Source organism: Rhodanobacter hydrolyticus (genome assembly GCF_044904645.1).
Genome location: NZ_JADIKK010000008.1, coordinates 4,246,748 through 4,265,976, shown reverse-complemented (window position 1 = coordinate 4,265,976; position 19,229 = coordinate 4,246,748). Strand labels below are relative to the sequence as shown.

The window sequence follows — 19,229 nt, the reverse complement described above, 5'->3', positions numbered from 1 at the left end:
TGTGCCGGCGTAAAGATCAGGTATGCAAGCCGCACACAGGAGCGAACATCGCGTTCATCCACGGAACACCTCGGCGTGATGGTCGCGGCCGTCGTCCACCAACGCGATGTCGTTGCTGTCCTGCAATTGGCCGTCGAGTACGCAGCGTTCGGTTTCGCCGTCCCGCACACGGCGCACCACGATGTGGTAGTCGGTTTCGCGGAAGCGATAGTCCAGCGCGAACGTGTCCCAGCTTTGCGGCAGCAAGGGCAGCAGACGCAGGCGCTCGCCTTCCACGCGCAGGCCCAGCAGCGAATCCACGATCAGGCGGTACAGCCAGCCTGCCGAGCCGGTGTACCAACTCCAGCCCCCTCGTCCCACGTGCGGTGGTGCGCCGTACACGTCGGCGGTCACCACATAGGGTTCCACCTTGTAGGTGGCGATGGCATCGCCCTGGCCGTGGTTGACGGGGTTGATGAGGTTGAGCAACTCCCAGGCGCGCGCGCCGTCGCCCAGTTCGGCGAAGGCCATCGCCGCCCATACTGCGGCATGCGTGTACTGGCCGCCGTTCTCGCGCACGCCGGGCACGTAGCCCTTGATGTAGCCGGGGTCGAGCGCGGAAGTGTCGAACGGGGGATCAAGCAATTGCACCAGGCCGGCGTCGCGGCGCACCAGATGCGTATCCAGCGCATCCATCGCCTGACGCTGACGCAGGGGATCACCCGCGCCGGACAATACCGACCAGCTCTGCGCGATGGAGTCGATGCGGCATTCGAGATTGGCCGTCGAGCCCAGCGGCGTACCGTCGTCGAACCAGGCGCGGCGATACCAGCCGCCGTCCCATGCGCTGCGATCGAGGTTCTCGCGCAGTGTGGCGGCTTCGTCCACGCATCGCTGTGCGAAAGCCTCGTCGCCGTGCAGGCGCGCCAGCGGCACGAAGCGCTGCAGCACGTGATACAGGAAGAAGCCCAGCCATACGCTTTCGCCGCGGCCGCCTTCGCCCACCTTGTTCATGCCGTCGTTCCAGTCGCCGCTGCCCATCAGCGGCAGGCCGTGCGTACCGCGCGCGGCAGCACGGTTGATCGCACGCTTGCAATGCTCGTAGAGCGACTCCCGCAATTCCGAATGCGTGGGCAGGTCGTAGTAGGACTCTTCGCCCGGTCCCAGCAGCCGTCCCTCGATGTAGTTCGCCTGTTCGCCCAGCACGCCGGTGTCGGCGGTAACTTCCACATACCGGCTGGTGGCCAGTGGCAACCAGAGGAAATCGTCCGAGCAGCGCGTGCGTACGCCACGGTCCAGCGGCGGGTGCCACCAGTGTTGCACGTCGCCCTCGGGGAACTGATGCTCGGCGCACAGCAACAGATGCTGGCGCACCGCATAGGGCGAGGCGTGGACCATCGCCATCGCATCCTGCAACTGGTCGCGGAAACCGATCGCGCCGCCCGACTGGTAATAGCCGCTGCGCGCCAGGAAGCGGCAGGCGATGGTCTGGTACATCAGCCAGCCGTTGGCGAGCACGTCCACCGCCGGATCGGGCGTGCGCACCTGCACCTTGCCCAGCGTCCAGCGCCAATGCATGCGCACCGCCTCCAACGCGGCAGCGGCAGTGCCGCGATAGCGGAAGCGCTGTACCAGTTCGCTGGCCGCCTTGGCATCGGCGGCGACACCAAGGCGGAAGATCACCTCGTACTCGTCGTCATGGTCCAGCTCGAATGCCACCTGCACCGCGCCGCAGGGATCCATGCCGGCGCCGACCTGGCCGGAAAGTCTCGCGTTCGCCATGGCCGCCGGTCGGCGCAGGCTGCCGTTGCGGCCGAGGAATTCCGCCCGGTCGCCGCTGATGCTGCGCGCAGGGTGGTCGACGTCGATGAAGGCGACGCGGCCGACGAACTCCATGTTCCAGGCGTTGCGCGCCATCAGCGCGCCGGTGACGGGATCGGAACTGGTGATCACGTGCATTGCGGTCTTGTCGCGGAGGTCGCCGAGCACCCACTCCACGTAACCGGTGGCGCTGAACTTGCGCGTGCGGCCGCTGGTGTTTCGCACGCGCAGCACCGAGAACTTCACCGGCGCATCGAGTGCCACGTACACCCACAGCTCGCTGCGGATACCGTCCTGCTCGTGCTCGAACACGCTGTAGCCGAAGCCGTGACGGGTGCGGTAGGTGCCCCGTCCGCGGCATGGCAGCGGCGTGGGCGACCAGTACTCTCCGCTCTGCTCGTCGCGCAGGTAGATCGCCTCGCCGCCTGCGTCGGTGACCGGGTCGTTGCCCCAGGGAGTGAGCCGGAACTCGTGTGCGTTCTCGCTCCAGGTGTAGGCGCCGCCGCTTTCCGAAACAACCGTGCCGAACTGCGCGTTGGCCAGCACGTTCGCCCAGGGTGCGGGCGTGGCGCGGCCCGGCGCCAGCGTCACCACGTATTCGCTGCCGTCCGGCGCGAAGCCGCCGTAGGAGTTGCGCAACATCAACTCCTCGCTCGCCGGTGTTTGCGCCGGCGCGGACAAGGCACCCGAGGACTTTGCTTCGGTGGCGCGGAACGGCGCCGGTTGCGTCTGCACGTGATGGCGCCCGACCTGCTCTGCCAGGCCACCGCGGCTGTCGCTCAGTACCAGCCGTGCGGACGCCTGCATCAGCAACCGCTCCTCGCCGGACAGCTGCTGCGCGGAACGCACGAAGATGCCGCCCGGACGATCGATCAGATTCGCTTCCACACCCGAAGCAATCAGTCCCATGATCTGGTCGCGCAGCTGCTGGTGGTAGCCGGCGTGGTCTTCGTTCCAGATCACCAGGTCCACCGCCAGGCCTTTCAGGCGCCAATAGGCATGGGCCTGCACGAGCTGCCGCACCAGCTCGATGTGTGCAGGATCGGAGATATGCAGCAGCACGATAGGCAGATCGCCGGAAACCGCCTGCCCCCACAAACCGGACTGCCCGCGCCGGTTGGCGCGCAGGATGCCGGGATCGGCGCGCAGCGACGGATTGGCGTAGACGATGGAGGTGGCCATGTGCTCGTACAGCTGCGCGTCGGCAAGGCTGGCGTTGAGCTGGCGCAGCAGTACCTGGCTGTGCGTCCAGGCCAGGTCGAACACGCGATCGGCAAGGTGGCGGTCGCGGTATTTCTCGATCAGGCGCAGGCAGGCATCGCGGCTGTCGCCCATGCCGGTGACCAGGTCCACCCGCGCCGACTGTTCCGGCTCCAGCGTGATGCGGCAGCGGATCGCCACCACGGGATCGAGCACCGATCCCTCGCTGTCGCCGAGCTTGCGATGCGCCTCACCCGATGCGAGCGCACGCGGCGCGGCAAGAGTGCGGTTGCGGCCGATGAAGCGTGCGCGGTCGGTCTCGTAGGAGATCTCGTCGATGTCCGCGCCGTGCACTGCAAGCAAGTGGCACATCCACGGCACATGCTCGTCGGCCGAGCGCGGCCGGCGCGTGCAAACGATGGCCTGCAGTGCACGCACCAGTTCGGTCTGCACGAAAAGCTTGCTGAAGGCCGGATGCAGCGCATCGGCCATCGGCGGCGCCAGCACCACTTCGGCGTAGCTGGTGATCTCGATGGTGCGCCGCGTACGCGCGAAGTTGGTAACGCGCATGCGGCGAAGCTCGATGTCGTCCTCCGGCGAAACCACGATCTCGGTGTGCGTGTCGAAGTCGCGCTCGCGCACGCGGAACTCGGCGCGTGCGTCGGAGAAGATCGCCTCATGGAACCCGACGCGGCGCCGCACGGGTTGATGCGCCGCGGACCAGAACACGCCGCTCTCCACGTCGCGCAGATAACAGAACTGCCCCCAGTCGTCGCGGCTGATGTCCTCGTGCCAGCGTGTCACGGCCAGCTCGCGGCGACGGCTGTAGCCGCCGCCGGCGCTGCTCACCATGACGTGGTAGCGGCCATTCGAAAGCAGTTGCACGGCGGGCCGCGGGCGGTTCGGATCGGTGAACACGCGCAACCTCGTCTCCGCTCCCCGCGCCAGCGCTTCGGGCGCGGGTGCCGAGGTGGCATGACGGTATTCGGCCGCGCTGCGCGGCACGCGCTCCTGCAGCAGCAACAGGGTGGCCTGCAGGGCCGGATCGGCGACGAAGCGGCGCTGCATCGGCTGGCTGCACAGCAAGTGGTCCAGCGCCAACAGGCTCATGCCCTGGTGGTGCGCCATGTAGGAACGGAGCACCGTGGCGCGCTGTCCATGCGGCAACCGCGCGGGCGTGTAGTCAACGGCTTCGTGCAATCCATAACGGCCCTCCAGGCCCTCTTCCGCCAGCCGCTGCAGGTTGGCGCAGGCAGCCTTCGGCGCAACCATCAGCGCCAGCGCCGTGGCATAGGGCGCCACTACCAGTTCCTCGCCCAGGCCACGCTTCAGGCCCAAGCCAGGCACGCCGAAGGCGCGGTACTGGTAATTGAAATGGACGTCCATCGTGTTGTAGCCCGATTCCGATACGCCCCATGGCAGGCCTAGCTGGTGGCCGTACTCGATCTGCCGCGCCACCGCGGCGCGGCAGGTCTGGTCGAGCAAGGTGCTTTCGTAGCTGGGCATCACCAGCATCGGCATCAGGTACTCGAACATCGAGCCGGACCACGACAGCAGCACCGGCTCGCCACCGGTGACGGTGAGCAGGCGGCCGAGCGCAAACCAGCTTTCCTGCGAAAGCTGGCCCTGCGCGATGGCAACGAAGCTGGTGAGTCGTGCCTCGGAGGCGAGCAGGTCGTAAAAGCCCGAGTCCAGCCGGCGCTCGTCCACGTTGTAGCCGATCGACAGCAGCTCGCGCCGCGCGTCGTGCAGGAAGCCGTAGTCCATCATCGCCAACGCACCGCACTGTGCTGCCAGCCGCTCCATCGTCGCGAGCAGGTCCGAGGCACGATTGCGCGCCTCCTGCAACGGGATCGAGGCCTGCACCTCGTCGATCTGCGCCAGCTGGCGCAGCGTAGGCATGCCCAGGTCGCCCTCCCCGGCCGCCCAGTGGACGAAGGGGCGGAGGCAATCGCAACCGTCGTGGCATTGCACGCGCAGTGCCTGCAACCAGAAGTCGGCGTCTCCCTCCGGCTCGACATCCAGCGCGGCCGCGGCGGCCTCGGCAAGGTCGGTCAGGCGTTCCATGCAGGCGACGGCGGCTTTCACGTTGCCGAGCGGCTGGCCAAGCGCGGCTTCCAGCTCGCGGCGCAGGGCAGCCAGCGCGTCGGTGCGGCGGTCCTCCGCGACGAGTGCGCGCTCCAGCAGGTCGAGGGTGTCGGCCAGGCCTTCGAGCTGGCGGTGCTCGAACAGCGGCGCATCGGCCAGCTCCAGCAGGCCGATGCGCAGGGTAAGCAGGTGCCCGGCAAGGTTGCCGCTGTCCACGGTAGATACGTAGCGGGGCGGCAACGGTTGCAGCGACAGCGTGTCGTACCAGTTGTAGAAATGACCGCGATGGCGCGGCAGGTCCTGCAACGTGCGCAGCGTGCCACCCGTACGTTGCAGCAAGCGCTCGACGCTCAGGTAGCCCAGGTCCCACGCCGACAGATTCGCCAACAAGGCCAGGCCCATGTTGGTGGGCGAGGTACGGTGGGCGATCATCAGCTCCGGCTGCTCCTGCCGGTTGTCTGGCGGCAACCAGTTCTCCTGCGGACCCACATGGCTCTCGAAGAACGCCCAGGTCTTGCGCGCCAGTCGGCGCAGGAAACGGATATCGGTGGGCGTGGCGTCGAAATGTTGCGACGGCTGCGGCCGGCTGATCCGCCAGGCGATCGCGGGCGCCACCAGCCACAGCAGCAGGAACGGCGCGGCCACGCCAAGCGCGGCCGGCCGGGTCCACGCCAGGGTCGCGCCGACCAGCACGCCCAGCAACGGAGCGATCCACATCGCGCGCCACAGCACCGCGGGGTCGTCGCGCCCCGCACGCGCGGTCTGCCGCGAAGGTTTCCATTGCAGCAGGTTCCGGCGGCTGACGAAGAGTCGCCACAGGGTACGCAGCACCGCATCGAGGCTGTACAGCGCCTCGTGCGGCAGCCACACCAGGCCGAGTGCGGCGCGCGCCGCATGCTGCCCGACCTCGCGCATGGCGGCGCGCAGATGCTGGTCCAGCACCGCGTCGCGCGGCTTCTGGAACAGTTCCAACAACGAGGCCAGCAACAGCGGCACCAACACCACCATCAGCACGGCGAGGGTCCACGAGGGTTGCGTCGCACACGACAGCCATCCGAACAACAGCAAGACCATCAACGAGGGCGGTACCAGGCTGCGCCGCAGGTTGTCCAGGATCTTCCAGCGCGACAGCGCAGTGAGCGGATTGCGCCGCCAGCCGCCGCCGCGCGCCGGCGCCCATGGCAGCAACCAGGGCAGCAGTTGCCAGTCGCCGCGGATCCAGCGGTGCCGCCGCCTGGCGTCGTCGATGTAGCGCGCCGGATATTCCTCGTACAGCAGCAGGTCGCTGATCAACCCGCTGCGCGCGTAGCAGCCTTCCAGCAGGTCGTGGCTGAGGATGTGGTTGTCCGGGAAGCGGTCGCCGAGCACCTTCTCGAAGGCGTCCAGATCGTAGATGCCCTTGCCGATGAAGGATCCTTCGTCGAACAGGTCCTGGTACACGTCCGATACCGCGCGCGTGTATGGGTCGATGCCCGCGTCGCTGCCGAACAGCCGCGCATACGCCGAACGCATCGCGCTGGACAGGCTGATGCCCACGCGCGGCTGCAGGATGGCGTGGCCCGCGACGACACGCACGCATGTGGGGTCGAATACCAGGCTGTTGAGCGGATGCGCCATCGCACCCACGAAGCGGCGCGCGGACTCGCGCGGCAACTGGGTATCCGCATCCAGCGTGATCACATAGCGCACGTCCGCCAGCACATCGGCGCGGCCCATCACCAGGGCGAAGGCGTCGCGCGCGCCGCCGCGCAACCATGCATTGAGGTCGGACAGCTTGCCGCGCTTGCGCTCGCGTCCGCCCCAGGTGCGTTCTGAAGGATTCCACCGGCGCGGACGGTGAAACAGGAAGAAGCGATCTGCCTCGGCGTCGGCATAGGCTTCGTTCAAGGCCTCGATGCGTTCGCGCATCAGGTTCAGCAGTGCTTCGTCCTGCGGCTGACTTTCGGCGGCGGCATCGGCGAAGTCAGTGAGCAGGGCGAAGTGCAGGTAGCGGTCCCGGTTCGCCAGGTAGCGCACCAGCAGGCCTTCGGCAAGTTCGTCGACGTCGTCCGCATCCGTCAGCATGGCGGGCACCGCCACCAGGGTGCGCTTGTCGGACGGCAGGCCTTCGTCATAGTCCATCCGCGGCAGGACCCGCGGATCGGTGATTACCGTCGCCAGCCAGTTCACCAGGCTGATGGCCAGCTGGCTGCTTACCAGGACTACCGGAATTGCCAGCAACAGCCAGGGCCAGCGGCGGGCGGTGTCGAGCGGCAGGTTCTGTACCAGCGGCCACGCCAGCAGCACGGTGAGCAGCACGATCAAGCCCAGGTAGAGCGTCACCGGCCGGCGCCCGTGAAACACCAGCCGACGCCAAAACCGCGCGGGTGTCGCGCGCGCTTCCACACGCGCTTCCAGTGCCTCCACTCCGCCGTCCACCAGGTAGAAGCCGACGTGGCCGCGCGCCTCAGCCCGTTCGCCACCGCCACCTTCACGCGCCAACGCCACTGCGGCCTGGGCTACCGCCTGCTCGGACAGCGTGCAATGCCGCGCCAGAGTCTCCACCGCGCGGCGGTATTGGTCGCGCGTGGCGAAGTCCATGTCCGCGTAGACACCCGTCGGGTCTTCGCGCAGCGCGCGCTCCACCAGGCTGGTGCTCTCGACGAAGCCGCGCCAGTCCATCGCCGAGAGCGTGCGCAGGCTGCCGATGCTGTTGCCGATGGAAACCTGGTCGGCCGCCTGCTGTTGCGCTTCCATCCGCACCATGTGTTCGATGCTTTGTCCGGACTCCGTCAGGCGCTGTTCCACCCAGGTCAGCGGCAGCACCAGCGCAGGACTCTGGCCCTGCAATCGGCGCGCCAGCTCGGCCACGAAGGAGCTGACCATCGGTGGATTCGAGCGTGCCATGTCGGCCACCGCCAGCACGACGCTCTTGGGATCGCGCTCCGCCACCTCGCTCATGCGATTGGCCCAGTGCGCGGCGCGGCGACGATCGCCCCAGTCGATCATCACCCGTGCGGCCACGCGGCGCAGGTTCTCTATCAGCGCCAGCCGCAGCATGATCGGGATGGCCCACAGCTCGCCGAGCGTAAGCGGAGCCACGGTCTGGTACGAGGTGACGAAACGGCGCAGGCTTTCGACATCCACGTGGCCATCGCCGTGCGCAATGGTTTCCTGGGCGATTTCATATACCCGGGGCAAACCCGCACATGGCCCGTTCAACAATACCGGCAGCTCGCGGCTGTAACCCTTGGGAAGGTGACGCTGTGCCGTGCGGATCTGTTCCTCGACCAGGTAATAGTTGTCCAGCAACCACTCTGCCGCGGGGGTGATGCGACGGCCGTCGCGCATGGTTTGCGTGAGCAGGTCGCTGGCCTCTGCCAGCAGCCGTTGATTGCTGGACAGGCGCGCCAACAATGCGTCGGTCCGCGTCTGCGCACTCGTGCGGTGACGACTGGCCAGTTCGGCGCCGTGCTGATCCATCCGATCGGCGCTGAACAGCTCGTCACGCAACGCCGATTCCGGCTCGTCCTGCTGCTGCCGGCGACGGCGCAGACGTATACGCAGACGGCGGAGAAAGGGAATGGATAGCAGGCCGTTTTTCAAAAGCGGGCGTCCTTTGGCAGGAGCGTGAGGGGATGCCGCATCGCACGGATGCGCTTCGACCGCACGAGGCGGCCATGGATTCGACCCTGTCCCTCTTTAGATAACGGGCTGCGCGAAAGCGCCGCGTGAAGGCCTCCGTGATCCTGCGTTCACATCGCGCGCGACGGGCCGATGCGGCGCGCACCCGTCAACTGCCTGTTCTACGCTGCGCCACACCGTGCCTTCGCAAACTCGCGTACGCTTTTTGCTTTTACAGAGATTCTTTGCACCGCCTACCGACATCCGTCATGCTCCCCGCAACAGCCCTACCCAACCTCTCATGATCGAATTCGGACACGGCACCCACGTCGGCTTGCGCCGCACGCGCAACGAAGACACCTATTACGCCGACGCCACGCTCGGCCTGTTCCTGGTGGCCGATGGCATGGGTGGCCATCTGCACGGCGAGGTAGCCTCGGCGCTGGTGCGCGACAACGTGGTCGAGTTGGTCAGCCGTGGACATGGCCTGGCCGAGGCCATCCATGGCGCCAACGAATACCTGATGGCGCAACTGCTCAACCAAGGCAACAGCCTGCCCATGGGAAGCACCATCGCTGCCTTGCGCCTGGTGGACGACGGCTACGAGGCGGCCTGGGTGGGCGACAGCCGCATCTACACCTTGGGTCGCGAGTTGCGCCAGATCAGTCACGATCATTCGCTGGTGCAAGCACTGGTCGAAGCGGGCAAGCTGGACCCGGCGCACACCGCGCGACACCCGAACCGCAACGTGCTGACGCAGGCCTTGGGTGTAACCGCCGCGGCGCAATTGCACGTGGGCATGGCGCACGGCCGCCTCGCACCCGGCATGGGTTTCCTGCTGTGCAGCGACGGATTGACCGAGGACCTCGATGTAGCGTCAATCGCCCGCACCGTGGCGCGCACCGATCTCGCCGCGCAGGAGTGCGTGGATCAGCTGCTGCTGAATGCACTGGATCGCGGCGGCAAGGACAACATCACCGCGATCCTTGTGCGCTCAAGCTGAGCCGGCTTCCGCAAGGGCTGCGGGGGCTTCCAATTTGCGCCAAACGCTGGCGCCGCCTGCGCTCTTGTCCAGTGCATCGAGCCGATGCTCATGCATGGCGACCTCTTCGGCGCTCGCGCGCAACACGCGCGGACGCCCGCGAAGAACCAGGGGTGCCGCAACCATCGCGGCGGTCGACGATTCCTGCGGCTGCTCGAAAGCAAGATCCATGGCGACCTGGCCCGACGTCATCGCAAGATAGACGTCGGCCAGCAACTGTGCGTCGATCAGGCCGCCGTGCAGGTCGCGCCGCGAGTTGTCCACACCGAGGCGTTTGCACAAGGCATCCAGGCTGTTGCGCTGGCCAGGATAGCGTTCGCGCGCCATGGCCAGCGTGTCGAGCACGCTGCAACGATCGCCGATGCTGCCGAAACTGTCGCCCAGTCGCGCCAGCTCGGCATTGAGGAAGCCCACGTCGAAGCTGGCGTTGTGGATGATGAGTTCGGCGCCGTCGATGAAGGCGAGGAAATCGTCCACCTTGTCGGCAAAGAGCGGCTTGTCCACGAGGAAGTCATCGCGGATGCCGGTGACCTGGCTGGCGCCTTCGTCCATCGCGCGTTGCGGATTGAGGTAGGTTTGCCAGTGCCGGCCGGTGAGGCGACGGCCCAGCATTTCCACGCAGGCGATCTCGACCAGCCGGTGCCCCTGGCGCACCTCGAGGCCGGTGGTTTCCGTATCCAGCACCACCTGCCTCATGCGTGGCTCCTGCGTTGTTCGGCCTGCTCGCGCGCTGCCTGATCCACGCGCTCGTTCTCGACATGGCCGTTGTGGCCCTTCACCCACTGCCAGCGCACACGGTGATTGCCGGTGGCGGCGGAGAGGCGCTCCCACAAATCCTGGTTCTTCACCGGCTTCTTGTCCGACGTGCGCCAGCCGTTCGCGCGCCATTTCGGCAGCCACTGCTCGATACCCTGCATCACGTAGCGCGAGTCGGTGGTGAGCAACACGGCACAGGGCCGGGTCAATGCTTCCAGTGCACCGATGGCAGCCATCAGCTCCATGCGGTTGTTGGTGGTGTCTGCCTCGCCGCCGGCCAGCAGGCGTTCGTGCCCCTTGGCACGCAGCAGCGCCGCCCAGCCGCCCGGGCCCGGGTTGCCGAGGCAGGCGCCATCGGTAAAGGCTTGTACTTCTTCAGTCACACGGTTTTCCACAATCAAGAGACGGAATGTCGCCGCGTACCTGGCGACAGGCGCGCATTCACCGGCGCATGCGCGGGCAACGGCCGCAGCTTCAGAGGGGTGGCGATGCGCCGCTGCTTGCGCGCCAGCATCAGGTATGCACCACCCCAGCGGCTGTCGTCGCCGACCGCCTGGGTGCCGGGCCGGTACGCGCCCAGGCGGCGCAGGCTCTCGACTTCCAATCCGTCGCGTTGCAGATACTGGCGCAGGCGCCACGGCCATTGCAGCGATTGCCGCTGTCCGCGCGCGTGCCAGCGGAACCACGGTGCCCAGCCGCCCAGCGGATGCACGGCTGTCACCAGCAAGATGCCGCCAGGTGCGAGTACGCGACAGGCCTCAGCCAGCAGCGCGGCGGTTTGCGGCGCGGGTTCCAGCGCATGCTGCAACCAGACAAGATCAAAGGCTTCATCGATGAAAGGCAACGGATCGTCGGCGTGGCTGCGCAAGTCGCCACGATAGCCGTCGCGTGCGAGCCACAGGCGTGTCCATGCCATGTCCGGCAGCGGGGGCACGGCATCGTCGTCGGCCACGCCAATGCGCAGCGCACGCCGCCCCGTCTCGCGCCGCAACAGCGGCGCCATGCTGCGCCACTGCCCGCTGCGCAACCGCCGCAGGGGCGCACTGGCCTGGATATCGTCGTCGTGTTGAAGCGGCATGCATTCGATCCGACGCACGGTCGTCGCTGGAATCCAGTCGGCAGTGTAACGTTTGGAGGCGCCGCTCGTGTCGCGTTCCCGCGGACCCGATGCATATCGCTTAACTGCCCACGCCCCTTAACGACAAGCTAACGAGTTGCCGCAACAGGCTGTTTATAGTCGGAAGCTTCACGCACGCCGGGACGGCTGCGTCTGCACGTTCGACCAACGCAGCGGAGCATGCCGTGCACCTCGTACCGTTACCGGCACTGGCCGACAACTACATCTGGCTGCTGCACGACGACGCAGGCAACGCCATCGTCGTCGATCCCGGCGATGACGCACCGGTGGAGCAGGCACTGGCCTCACGGGGGCTGCGGCTGCGCGCGATACTGTTGACGCACCACCATGCTGATCACATCGGCGGTGCGGCCGCGCTGCGCCAACGACATGGCGCCTCCGTGTACGCGCCCGAGGATGCGCACATCGAGGCAGCCACCGTGCGCGTGCGCGACGGCGAGAGCATCGCCCTTTCGGAGCCGCGAGCCAACTACAAGGTAATCGCCGTTCCGGGCCATACGCTGAGTCACGTGGCCTACTACGGCGAAGGCGTGCTGCTGGCCGGCGACACCCTTTTCAGCATGGGCTGCGGCCGGCTGTTCGAAGGTACGCCTGCGCAGATGCTGGCGTCGCTGGATCGTCTTGCCGCGTTGCCGGCCGCCACCCTGCTCTGTTGCGGGCACGAATACACGGCGGCCAATGGCCGCTTCGCCCACGAAATCGAACCCGGCAATGCCGCGCTGTCGGCACGCCGGCAGGAGGTGGCCGCGCTTCGCGCCCGGCAGCACCCCAGCCTGCCCGTGACCATGGCCAGCGAGTTGGCGACCAACCCGTTCCTGCGCATCGACGAACCAGCCGTGATTGCCTGGTGCGAACGGCAGGTCGGCCGAGCCGAGGATCGCATTGCACGCTTCGCCTCCGTCCGCGCAGCCAAGGATGTGTTCCGCGCATGAACGTACACCTTCATCCCAAACGGCTATTGCCGCTGATAATCTCGGCCCTGCTCACCGCATGCGCCACCGCGCCGGCACCGCGCCCCTCGACGACGACACCCGCCGTCCAACCGGTAACCGCGCCCGCTCCTGCTGCTGCGGCGACGTCCGCTGCGACGGCCACGCAAGCGCCGTCAGACGACGACAACGTCTGGAATCGGTTGCGCAACAGCTTCCAGATGGCCGATTGCGATGAAGACCCCGCAGTGCTGTCCTGGGCGAAGCGCTACACGAGCAACCCGCAGCGCTTCGAGCAGCAAGTACAGGACGCGTTGCCCAAGCTGATCTACGTGCAGCAGGTGGCGTCGGAACACGGTGTGGCCGGCGAGTTCGCCTTCCTGCCGTGGATCGAGAGCGGCTATCGGCCGATTCCCGGCCATAACGGTCGCCCCGCCGGCATGTGGCAGATCATGCCGGCCACCGCAGCCGCGATGGGTCTGCGTGTGAACGGACGCTACGACGGGCGCCTGGATGTGCAATCCACCGCAGACGCGGTGATGAAGCTGCTGAGCCGCTATTACGACGAATTCCGCGACTGGCGCGTCGCCGACTACGCCTACAACGCCGGCGAGTACAAGGCGCGCCAGCTGGTGCAGGGCCACGGTCTTCCGCCGGCGGCACCAGCGATACCGCGCTGGCCGGTGCACAACATCACCCGTGAGCACCTCACCAAGTTGCTGGCCATGGCCTGCGTGGTGCGCCAACCCGGGCGCTTCAATGTCAGCCTGCCCGTACTGGCGCCCAGCCAGCACCTCGTCAAGGTGCAACTGCCGCATTCGATGCCGCTGGCGCGTGCTGCCGACAAGGCCGGCATGCCGTTGGACACATTGAAGGACCTCAATGCCGCCTTCCGCAACGACATCGCGGATGCCAGCGTGGCCTCCTACTTGATGATGCCGGCAAACCACGCGCAGCAGTTCCACGATGCGCTGCTTGCCCAGGCCATGAACGCCGGTGATTCGACCGATGGCGGCTTCGCGAACAGCTTCGCCGCCGCCGAGAGCGGCCCCGCGTCGTCGCCCAATGCGACGGGTTCGAGACCGGCCACGCACCCCGTCACGCACCGGGTCGCGCAAGGCGAAACCCTGTGGCAGCTCGCGCACCACTATTCGGTAAGCGTGGGTGATTTGCAGCAATGGAACCATCTGCAAGGGCAGGCCATTCGTCCCGGCGAGGTACTCATGGTCAGCTCGCCGCAATAACCATGATCAACACCACGCTGTGGCGACGCATGCAAAGAAGGCGGCCATTGGCCGCCTTCTTTGCATGATACAGGGGCGCCTCGGCTTACATCCGGTCCTTGGCGATCTTGATCTCGGTGCCAGCGCGCAGCGCCTTGATCAACTCTTCGGTTGCCACGGCACCGTAGGCCTGAGTCATCTGCTGGCGCAGCGCGTTGCGCTGGTCGGATGGCATCTTGGAAAGATCCGCCCCCTGCACCTTGTCCACCGCCAGCAGTGCATAGCTGCCGTCCTGCATGTCCACCGCGGCGTACTGCGGCTTGCCGTCCGCCGGGTGTGGCAGCAGGAAGGCCTGATCACGCAGTGTCGCGGGCACGTCGGGCTGGATGCGCACCACGTCGGCCACGCTCTTCACGTTGGCGTTGTCGGAAGCGGCCACTGCCGCCAGCGTCTCGCCCTTGCGCAGGCGCGCCAGCAGCGCGTCAGCCTGTTGCTTCGCGGCGGCAGTGATGCGCTGGTCGAGGATGGTCTTGCTGATCGCGTCGTGCACTTCGGCCAGCGGTCTGGCTGCAGCAGCCACGTGCTGCGCCACGCGGACCACCACCGCGTCGTCATTGCCCAGCTCGATCAGGTTGGAGTTGTTGCCCTGTGCCAACACGTCGTTGCCGAACGCCGCCTTGATGACTTTGGGATCGGCTGCAACGCCCTGGCCGCCCTGGCGCGAGAACAGCGCCGTGGTCTTGATCGGCAGGCCAAGCGCTTGCGCGGCCGGTTCCAGCGAGGACGGGTTCTGATAGGTGTTGTCCGACAATTTTCCGGCCACTTCGTTGTATTTGCGGTCCTTGTCGCCGCTGGTCGCCTCGGCCAGCAGTTGGTCGCGGACTTCGGCGAACGACTTGGCATCGCCGCTGCGGATGTCGCGCAGCCAGAGGATGTCGTAACCGTCTGGCGTCAGCACCGGCTTGGAGATCTCGCCCTTCTTCAGCGCGAACATCGCGCTGTCGAAAACGGCGTTGGTCACGCCCTTCTGCAGCCAGCCCAGATCACCACCCTGGCGTTTCGAACCGAGGTCGTCCGAGTCCTGCACAGCGACCTTGGCGAAATTGTCCGGGGTGAGACCGGTGGCGATCTTCTCGGCCTTGGCCAGCGCGGCCTTCTGTTGGTCGGGCGTGGCGTTGGCGGGCACGTTGACGAGGATGTGCGACACCTCGCGCTGTTCGGGCAACACGAAGCGCTGCTTCTCGTTCTCGTACCGCTTCATCAGGTCGGCGTCGCTGGGCGGCGCATCCGGCTTGAGCTCGGAACCCTTCACCTCGATGTACTGCAGCGATACCTGCTCGGGATTCATGTAATCCGCGAGGTGCGCCTTGTAGTAGTCCGCGATCTGCGCATCGGTGACGCTGGCGTCGGCAGGCTGCGGCTTGGGCAGCACGGCGTAGCTGATGTCACGGCGCTGCATGCGCAGGTCGAGGTAATGGTTGATTTCCTCGTCGGTGACGATGGTGCTGGCGTTGACTGCGTTCGGCAAGGCCTGCGTGGCCAGCGAAGCACGCACGTCGTCCTGGAACATGTCGGGCGTTTTGCGCTGTTCGGCCAGCACGGTACGGTACATATTGGGGTCGAACTGGCCATTGACCTGGAACGCGGGAATGCCGGCGATGTAGTCACGCACGGCCTGGTCCGGCACGCGCACGCCCCAGTCCTCGTTCGCCTTCAACAGCAGTTGCTGGTCGATCATGCCGTCCAGCACCTTCAGCTTCATGTCCGGCTTTTCGAACGCGTCCGCGTCGAACCTGTCGCCCTGCTCTGCGCTCATCTGCTGGCGCAGCTCGTTCATGCGGCCCTGGAAATCCTGCTGGCTGATCTCGTGCTTGCCGACCTTCGCCACGTAGGTGTCGGCGCGGGACATGATGTAGCCCTCGATGCCGAAGAACGACATCGCGAAGGTGGCCAGGCCGAGAAGGACAGCGGCGGGCCATCCGTGCATCTTGTTGCGAATTGCCTGCAGCATTGCCTACCTTCCTGCGAGTGTTGTGCGGCGCACTCGGCGCGCGTTGCCTGAACCATTCAACACGACGGCTTCCCCAGCGACGTCGTCAAACAACAAGGGCGCCGCTGGGGCGCCCTTGCAAACCGTGGCGGAGCGGACGGGACTCGAACCCGCGACCTCCGGCGTGACAGGCCAGCATTCTAACCGACTGAACTACCGCTCCACAGATTTCTGGTGGGTGCTGTAGGGATCGAACCTACGACCATCGCCTTGTAAGGGCGGCGCTCTACCGCTGAGCTAAGCACCCGAAACCGAGCATCAGCCGCTCAGTTTAGGGCGTCCTTGAGCGTCTTGCCAGCCTTGAAGGCGGGAACCTTCGAAGCCTTGATCTTGATCGTCTCGTTGGTGCGCGGGTTGCGACCGGTGCGGGCGGCGCGCTTGCGCACGGTGAAGGTGCCAAAACCCACCACCGACACGTCCTCGCCCTTCTTCAGCGACTTCTGCACGACTTCGACAAACGCGTCGAACGCACGACCGGCATCGGCCTTGGTCAGTTCGGCCTTGTCGGCGATGGCATTGATCAGATCGGTTTTATTCATTGAAAACTCCCTAGTGCGTTTTGCGGCAGGCTCGCCCCGTGGCATGGGCGCGCGCAACCGCCATGGATGGTTGGTAGCCGCTGGGCGTCGTGACGCAACCCCGCATCGCGGACGCATGCAGCAGGCGCCGGGATCACGGTCCCGCCTTTATACCAGCGCCTCGCCAAGCACCGCAATACAAGCTGCAGCAAGGTTTCCGGGCGATACATGGAGGTCGCTGAAACTTTTGCATCCCGCAAAACACCTGCGGCACTTGCGGATTCTCCGGAGGCGTGAATGAACAAGGCGCCGCAGGTCGATTGACGACCCGGCGGCGCCTTGCCTGCGTGTGATTTCAATGCGGGCGGATATGCGACTCAGCCTCCTCGGCTTCCGGCTTTTCCTCGTGTGCCGTGTGCGATTCCGGTTTCGCTTCGTTCGGCTGCAGCGCGCGCTCCAATGCGATGTCCAGCACTTCGTCGATCCAGCGCACCGGGTGGATTTCCAACGACGAGGTGACATTGGCCGGCATGTCGGCCAAGTCCTTCTTGTTGTCCTCCGGGATGATCACCGTGGTGATGCCTCCGCGATGCGCCGCCAGCAGCTTCTCCTTTAGGCCACCGATGGGCAGTACGCGGCCGCGCAGGGTGATCTCGCCGGTCATCGCCACTTCCGAGCGCACCGGCACCTTGGTCAGCGCGGACACCAACGCGGTGCACATGCCGATGCCGGCACTGGGGCCATCCTTCGGCGTGGCGCCCTCGGGCACGTGCACGTGGATATCGAATTTCTGGTGGAAATCGGCGTCGATGCCCAATCGATCCACGCGCGCGCGCACCACCGACAACGCGGCCTGGATGGATTCCTTCATCACGTCTCCAAGCTGACCGGTATGCACCAGATGCCCCTTGCCCGGCACCACCGACGCCTCGATGCTAAGCAACTCGCCGCCCACCTGGGTCCAGGCCAGGCCGGTGACCAGGCCAACCTCGTTCTGCAGCTCCTTGCGGCCGAAGTCGAAGCGGCGCACGCCGAGGTAGTGGTCGAGGTTGGACGAATCCACGACCACGGCCCCCGCGGCCTTTGTCTTGCCCTTGGCTGCCTTGGCCGCCGCCACCGGCTTCGTCTTGCCCTTGGCCTTGCGCACTTCGCCTAACGTGAGCTCCTTCACCACCTTGCGGCAGATCTTGGATATCTCGCGCTCGAGATTGCGCACGCCGGACTCGCGCGTGTAGTAGCGCACGATGTCGCGCACGGCCTCCTCGGCGACGCTCAATTCCTCCGGCCTCAGGCCATTCGCCTTGAGCTGCTTCGGAAGCAAATACTTCTGCGCGATGTTGAGCTTCTCGTCCTCGGTGTAACCCGGAATACGGATCACTTCCATGCGATCGAGCAGAGGCCCGGGAATGTTCAACGAATTCGCGGTGGCGACCCACATCACTTCGGAAAGGTCGAGGTCGACCTCCAGATAGTGATCATTGAAGGCATGGTTCTGTTCGGGATCGAGTACTTCCAGCAATGCCGAGGACGGGTCGCCGCGGAAGTCCATCGACATCTTGTCGATCTCATCCAGCACGAACAGCGGGTTCTTGCTGCCGGTCTTGTTGAGGTTCTGCACGATGCGACCCGGCATCGATCCGATGTAGGTGCGCCGATGGCCGCGGATCTCCGCCTCGTCCCGCACTCCGCCCAGCGACATCCGGACGAATTTGCGGTTGGTAGCCTTGGCGATGGATTGACCGAGCGAGGTTTTGCCCACGCCGGGCGGTCCGACCAGGCACAGGATCGGCCCCTTCATCGTCGATACGCGATGCTGCACGGCGAGGTATTCGAGGATGCGCTCCTTGACCTTCTCCAGGCCGAAGTGGTCAGCGTCCAGCACTTCCTGCGCCAGCGCCAGATCCTTGCGCACCTTGCTGCGCTTCTTCCACGGCACGCCGATCAGCCAATCCAGGTAGTTGCGCACCACCGTGGCCTCGGCCGACATCGGCGACATCTGGCGCAGCTTGCCGAATTCCTGCCGCGCCTTGGCCAGCACCGGCTTGGGCATGCCGGCGTTCTCGATTTTCTTCTGCAGTTCCTCGATCTCGTTCGGGCCCTCTTCGCCCTCACCCAGCTCCTTCTGGATCGCCTTCATCTGCTCGTTGAGGTAGTACTCGCGCTGACTCTTCTCCATTTGCGACTTCACGCGACCGCGAATGCGCTTTTCCACCTGCTGCAGGTCCATTTCGCCGTCGACGAGGCCGATAAGCAATTCCAGCCGCTCCCCCACGTCGGCCGTTTCCAGCACCTTCTGCTTGTCAGCCATGCGCACGGACAAGTGCGCCGCGATCGAGTCGGCCACACGCGAGGGGTCCTCGATGCCGGACAGGCTGGCCAGGACTTCCGGCGGAAGCTTGCGGCTCTGCTTCACCAGTTGCTCGAACAGCGACACCAGGGTGCGCGACACCACGTCCAGTTCGCGGTCCTTGCTGCCATAGACCGGCTCGATAACGCGCGAACCGGCCACCAGCATGCCGCCGTCCTCGCGGCAGTCTTCGATGGAAACGCGCGACTGGCCCTCGACCAGCACCTTCACCGTGCCATCGGGCAGTTTGAGCAGCTGCAACACGCCGGCCAAGGTGCCGATCTGATGCAAATCGTCCACCGCCGGGTCGTCGATATCCGGGCTCTTCTGCGCCACCAGCAGGATCTTCCGCTCGCCCTCCATGGCACGCTCCAGCGCACGCATCGACTTGTCCCGCCCAACGAACAACGGGATGACCATATGCGGATAGACCACCACATCGCGCAGTGGCAATACGGGCAGCGCATCGAGTATGGCGCGCTTGGGGGCGTTCTTGGCCATCGGGTTTTCTCACGGCAATACGGTGGGGCGAGCC

Annotated in this window: 10 protein-coding genes and 2 tRNA genes; 3 read left to right on the top strand and 9 right to left on the bottom strand. The window is 66.0% G+C overall.

What is annotated here, in order from left to right; all coding sequences use genetic code 11:
- Positions 1-54: 54 nt before the first annotated feature.
- On the bottom strand, positions 55-8,550 hold the full coding sequence (locus tag ISP25_RS21620; RefSeq protein ID WP_404612070.1) for a GH36-type glycosyl hydrolase domain-containing protein: 8,496 nt from the start codon (positions 8,548-8,550) through the stop codon (positions 55-57).
- Positions 8,551-8,992: 442 nt separating this feature from the next.
- Between ISP25_RS21620 and ISP25_RS21615 the strand changes: the two genes are divergently transcribed.
- Entirely contained in the window at positions 8,993-9,694 is a 702-nt protein-coding gene (locus ISP25_RS21615; RefSeq protein ID WP_192157678.1) for a PP2C family protein-serine/threonine phosphatase, read from the top strand.
- On the opposite strand, the gene dnaQ is transcribed toward ISP25_RS21615, so the two are convergent.
- Genes dnaQ through ISP25_RS21600 form a run of 3 tightly spaced genes read right to left on the bottom strand, consistent with a single transcriptional unit; the run spans position 9,686 to position 11,567 of the window.
- On the bottom strand, positions 9,686-10,429 hold the full coding sequence (gene dnaQ, locus ISP25_RS21610) for a DNA polymerase III subunit epsilon (protein WP_404611620.1): 744 nt from the start codon (positions 10,427-10,429) through the stop codon (positions 9,686-9,688). The two genes, ISP25_RS21615 and dnaQ, sit on opposite strands and share 9 nt — an antisense overlap.
- Positions 10,426-10,872, bottom strand: a complete 447-nt coding sequence (gene rnhA, locus ISP25_RS21605; RefSeq protein WP_192157681.1) for a ribonuclease HI — start codon at positions 10,870-10,872, stop codon at positions 10,426-10,428. Before rnhA ends, dnaQ begins: the two co-directional genes overlap by 4 nt.
- A gap of 14 nt (positions 10,873-10,886) precedes the next feature.
- Positions 10,887-11,567 carry a class I SAM-dependent methyltransferase gene (locus tag ISP25_RS21600; protein ID WP_192157683.1) on the bottom strand — a complete coding sequence of 227 codons (681 nt, stop codon included), beginning with the start codon at positions 11,565-11,567 and terminating at the stop codon, positions 10,887-10,889.
- 224 nt (positions 11,568-11,791) lie between these two features.
- Between ISP25_RS21600 and gloB the strand changes: the two genes are divergently transcribed.
- Both gloB and ISP25_RS21590 read left to right on the top strand, forming a co-directional pair.
- Positions 11,792-12,559: a hydroxyacylglutathione hydrolase gene (gloB, locus tag ISP25_RS21595; protein ID WP_404611617.1), complete on the top strand. Its 768-nt coding sequence runs from the start codon at positions 11,792-11,794 to the stop codon at positions 12,557-12,559.
- The gene (locus tag ISP25_RS21590) at positions 12,556-13,800 is read left to right on the top strand and encodes a transglycosylase SLT domain-containing protein (protein ID WP_404611615.1); all 1,245 of its coding nucleotides are present in this window, start codon (positions 12,556-12,558) and stop codon (positions 13,798-13,800) included. The genes gloB and ISP25_RS21590 overlap by 4 nt, the downstream gene beginning before the upstream one ends.
- Before the next feature lie 85 nt (positions 13,801-13,885).
- On the opposite strand, the gene ISP25_RS21585 is transcribed toward ISP25_RS21590, so the two are convergent.
- From ISP25_RS21585 to lon, 5 genes are all read right to left on the bottom strand, one after another.
- Positions 13,886-15,790: a SurA N-terminal domain-containing protein gene (locus tag ISP25_RS21585; RefSeq protein WP_404611613.1), complete on the bottom strand. Its 1,905-nt coding sequence runs from the start codon at positions 15,788-15,790 to the stop codon at positions 13,886-13,888.
- Positions 15,791-15,915: 125 nt separating this feature from the next.
- Positions 15,916-15,992 (bottom strand) — tRNA-Asp (locus tag ISP25_RS21580).
- Between the two features lie 9 nt (positions 15,993-16,001).
- Positions 16,002-16,076 (bottom strand) — tRNA-Val (locus ISP25_RS21575).
- 19 nt (positions 16,077-16,095) lie between these two features.
- Positions 16,096-16,368, bottom strand: a complete 273-nt coding sequence (locus tag ISP25_RS21570; protein ID WP_192106112.1) for an HU family DNA-binding protein — start codon at positions 16,366-16,368, stop codon at positions 16,096-16,098.
- A gap of 334 nt (positions 16,369-16,702) precedes the next feature.
- Entirely contained in the window at positions 16,703-19,195 is a 2,493-nt protein-coding gene (lon, locus tag ISP25_RS21565; RefSeq protein WP_404611610.1) for an endopeptidase La, read from the bottom strand.
- Between the last annotated feature and the right edge of the window lie 34 nt (positions 19,196-19,229).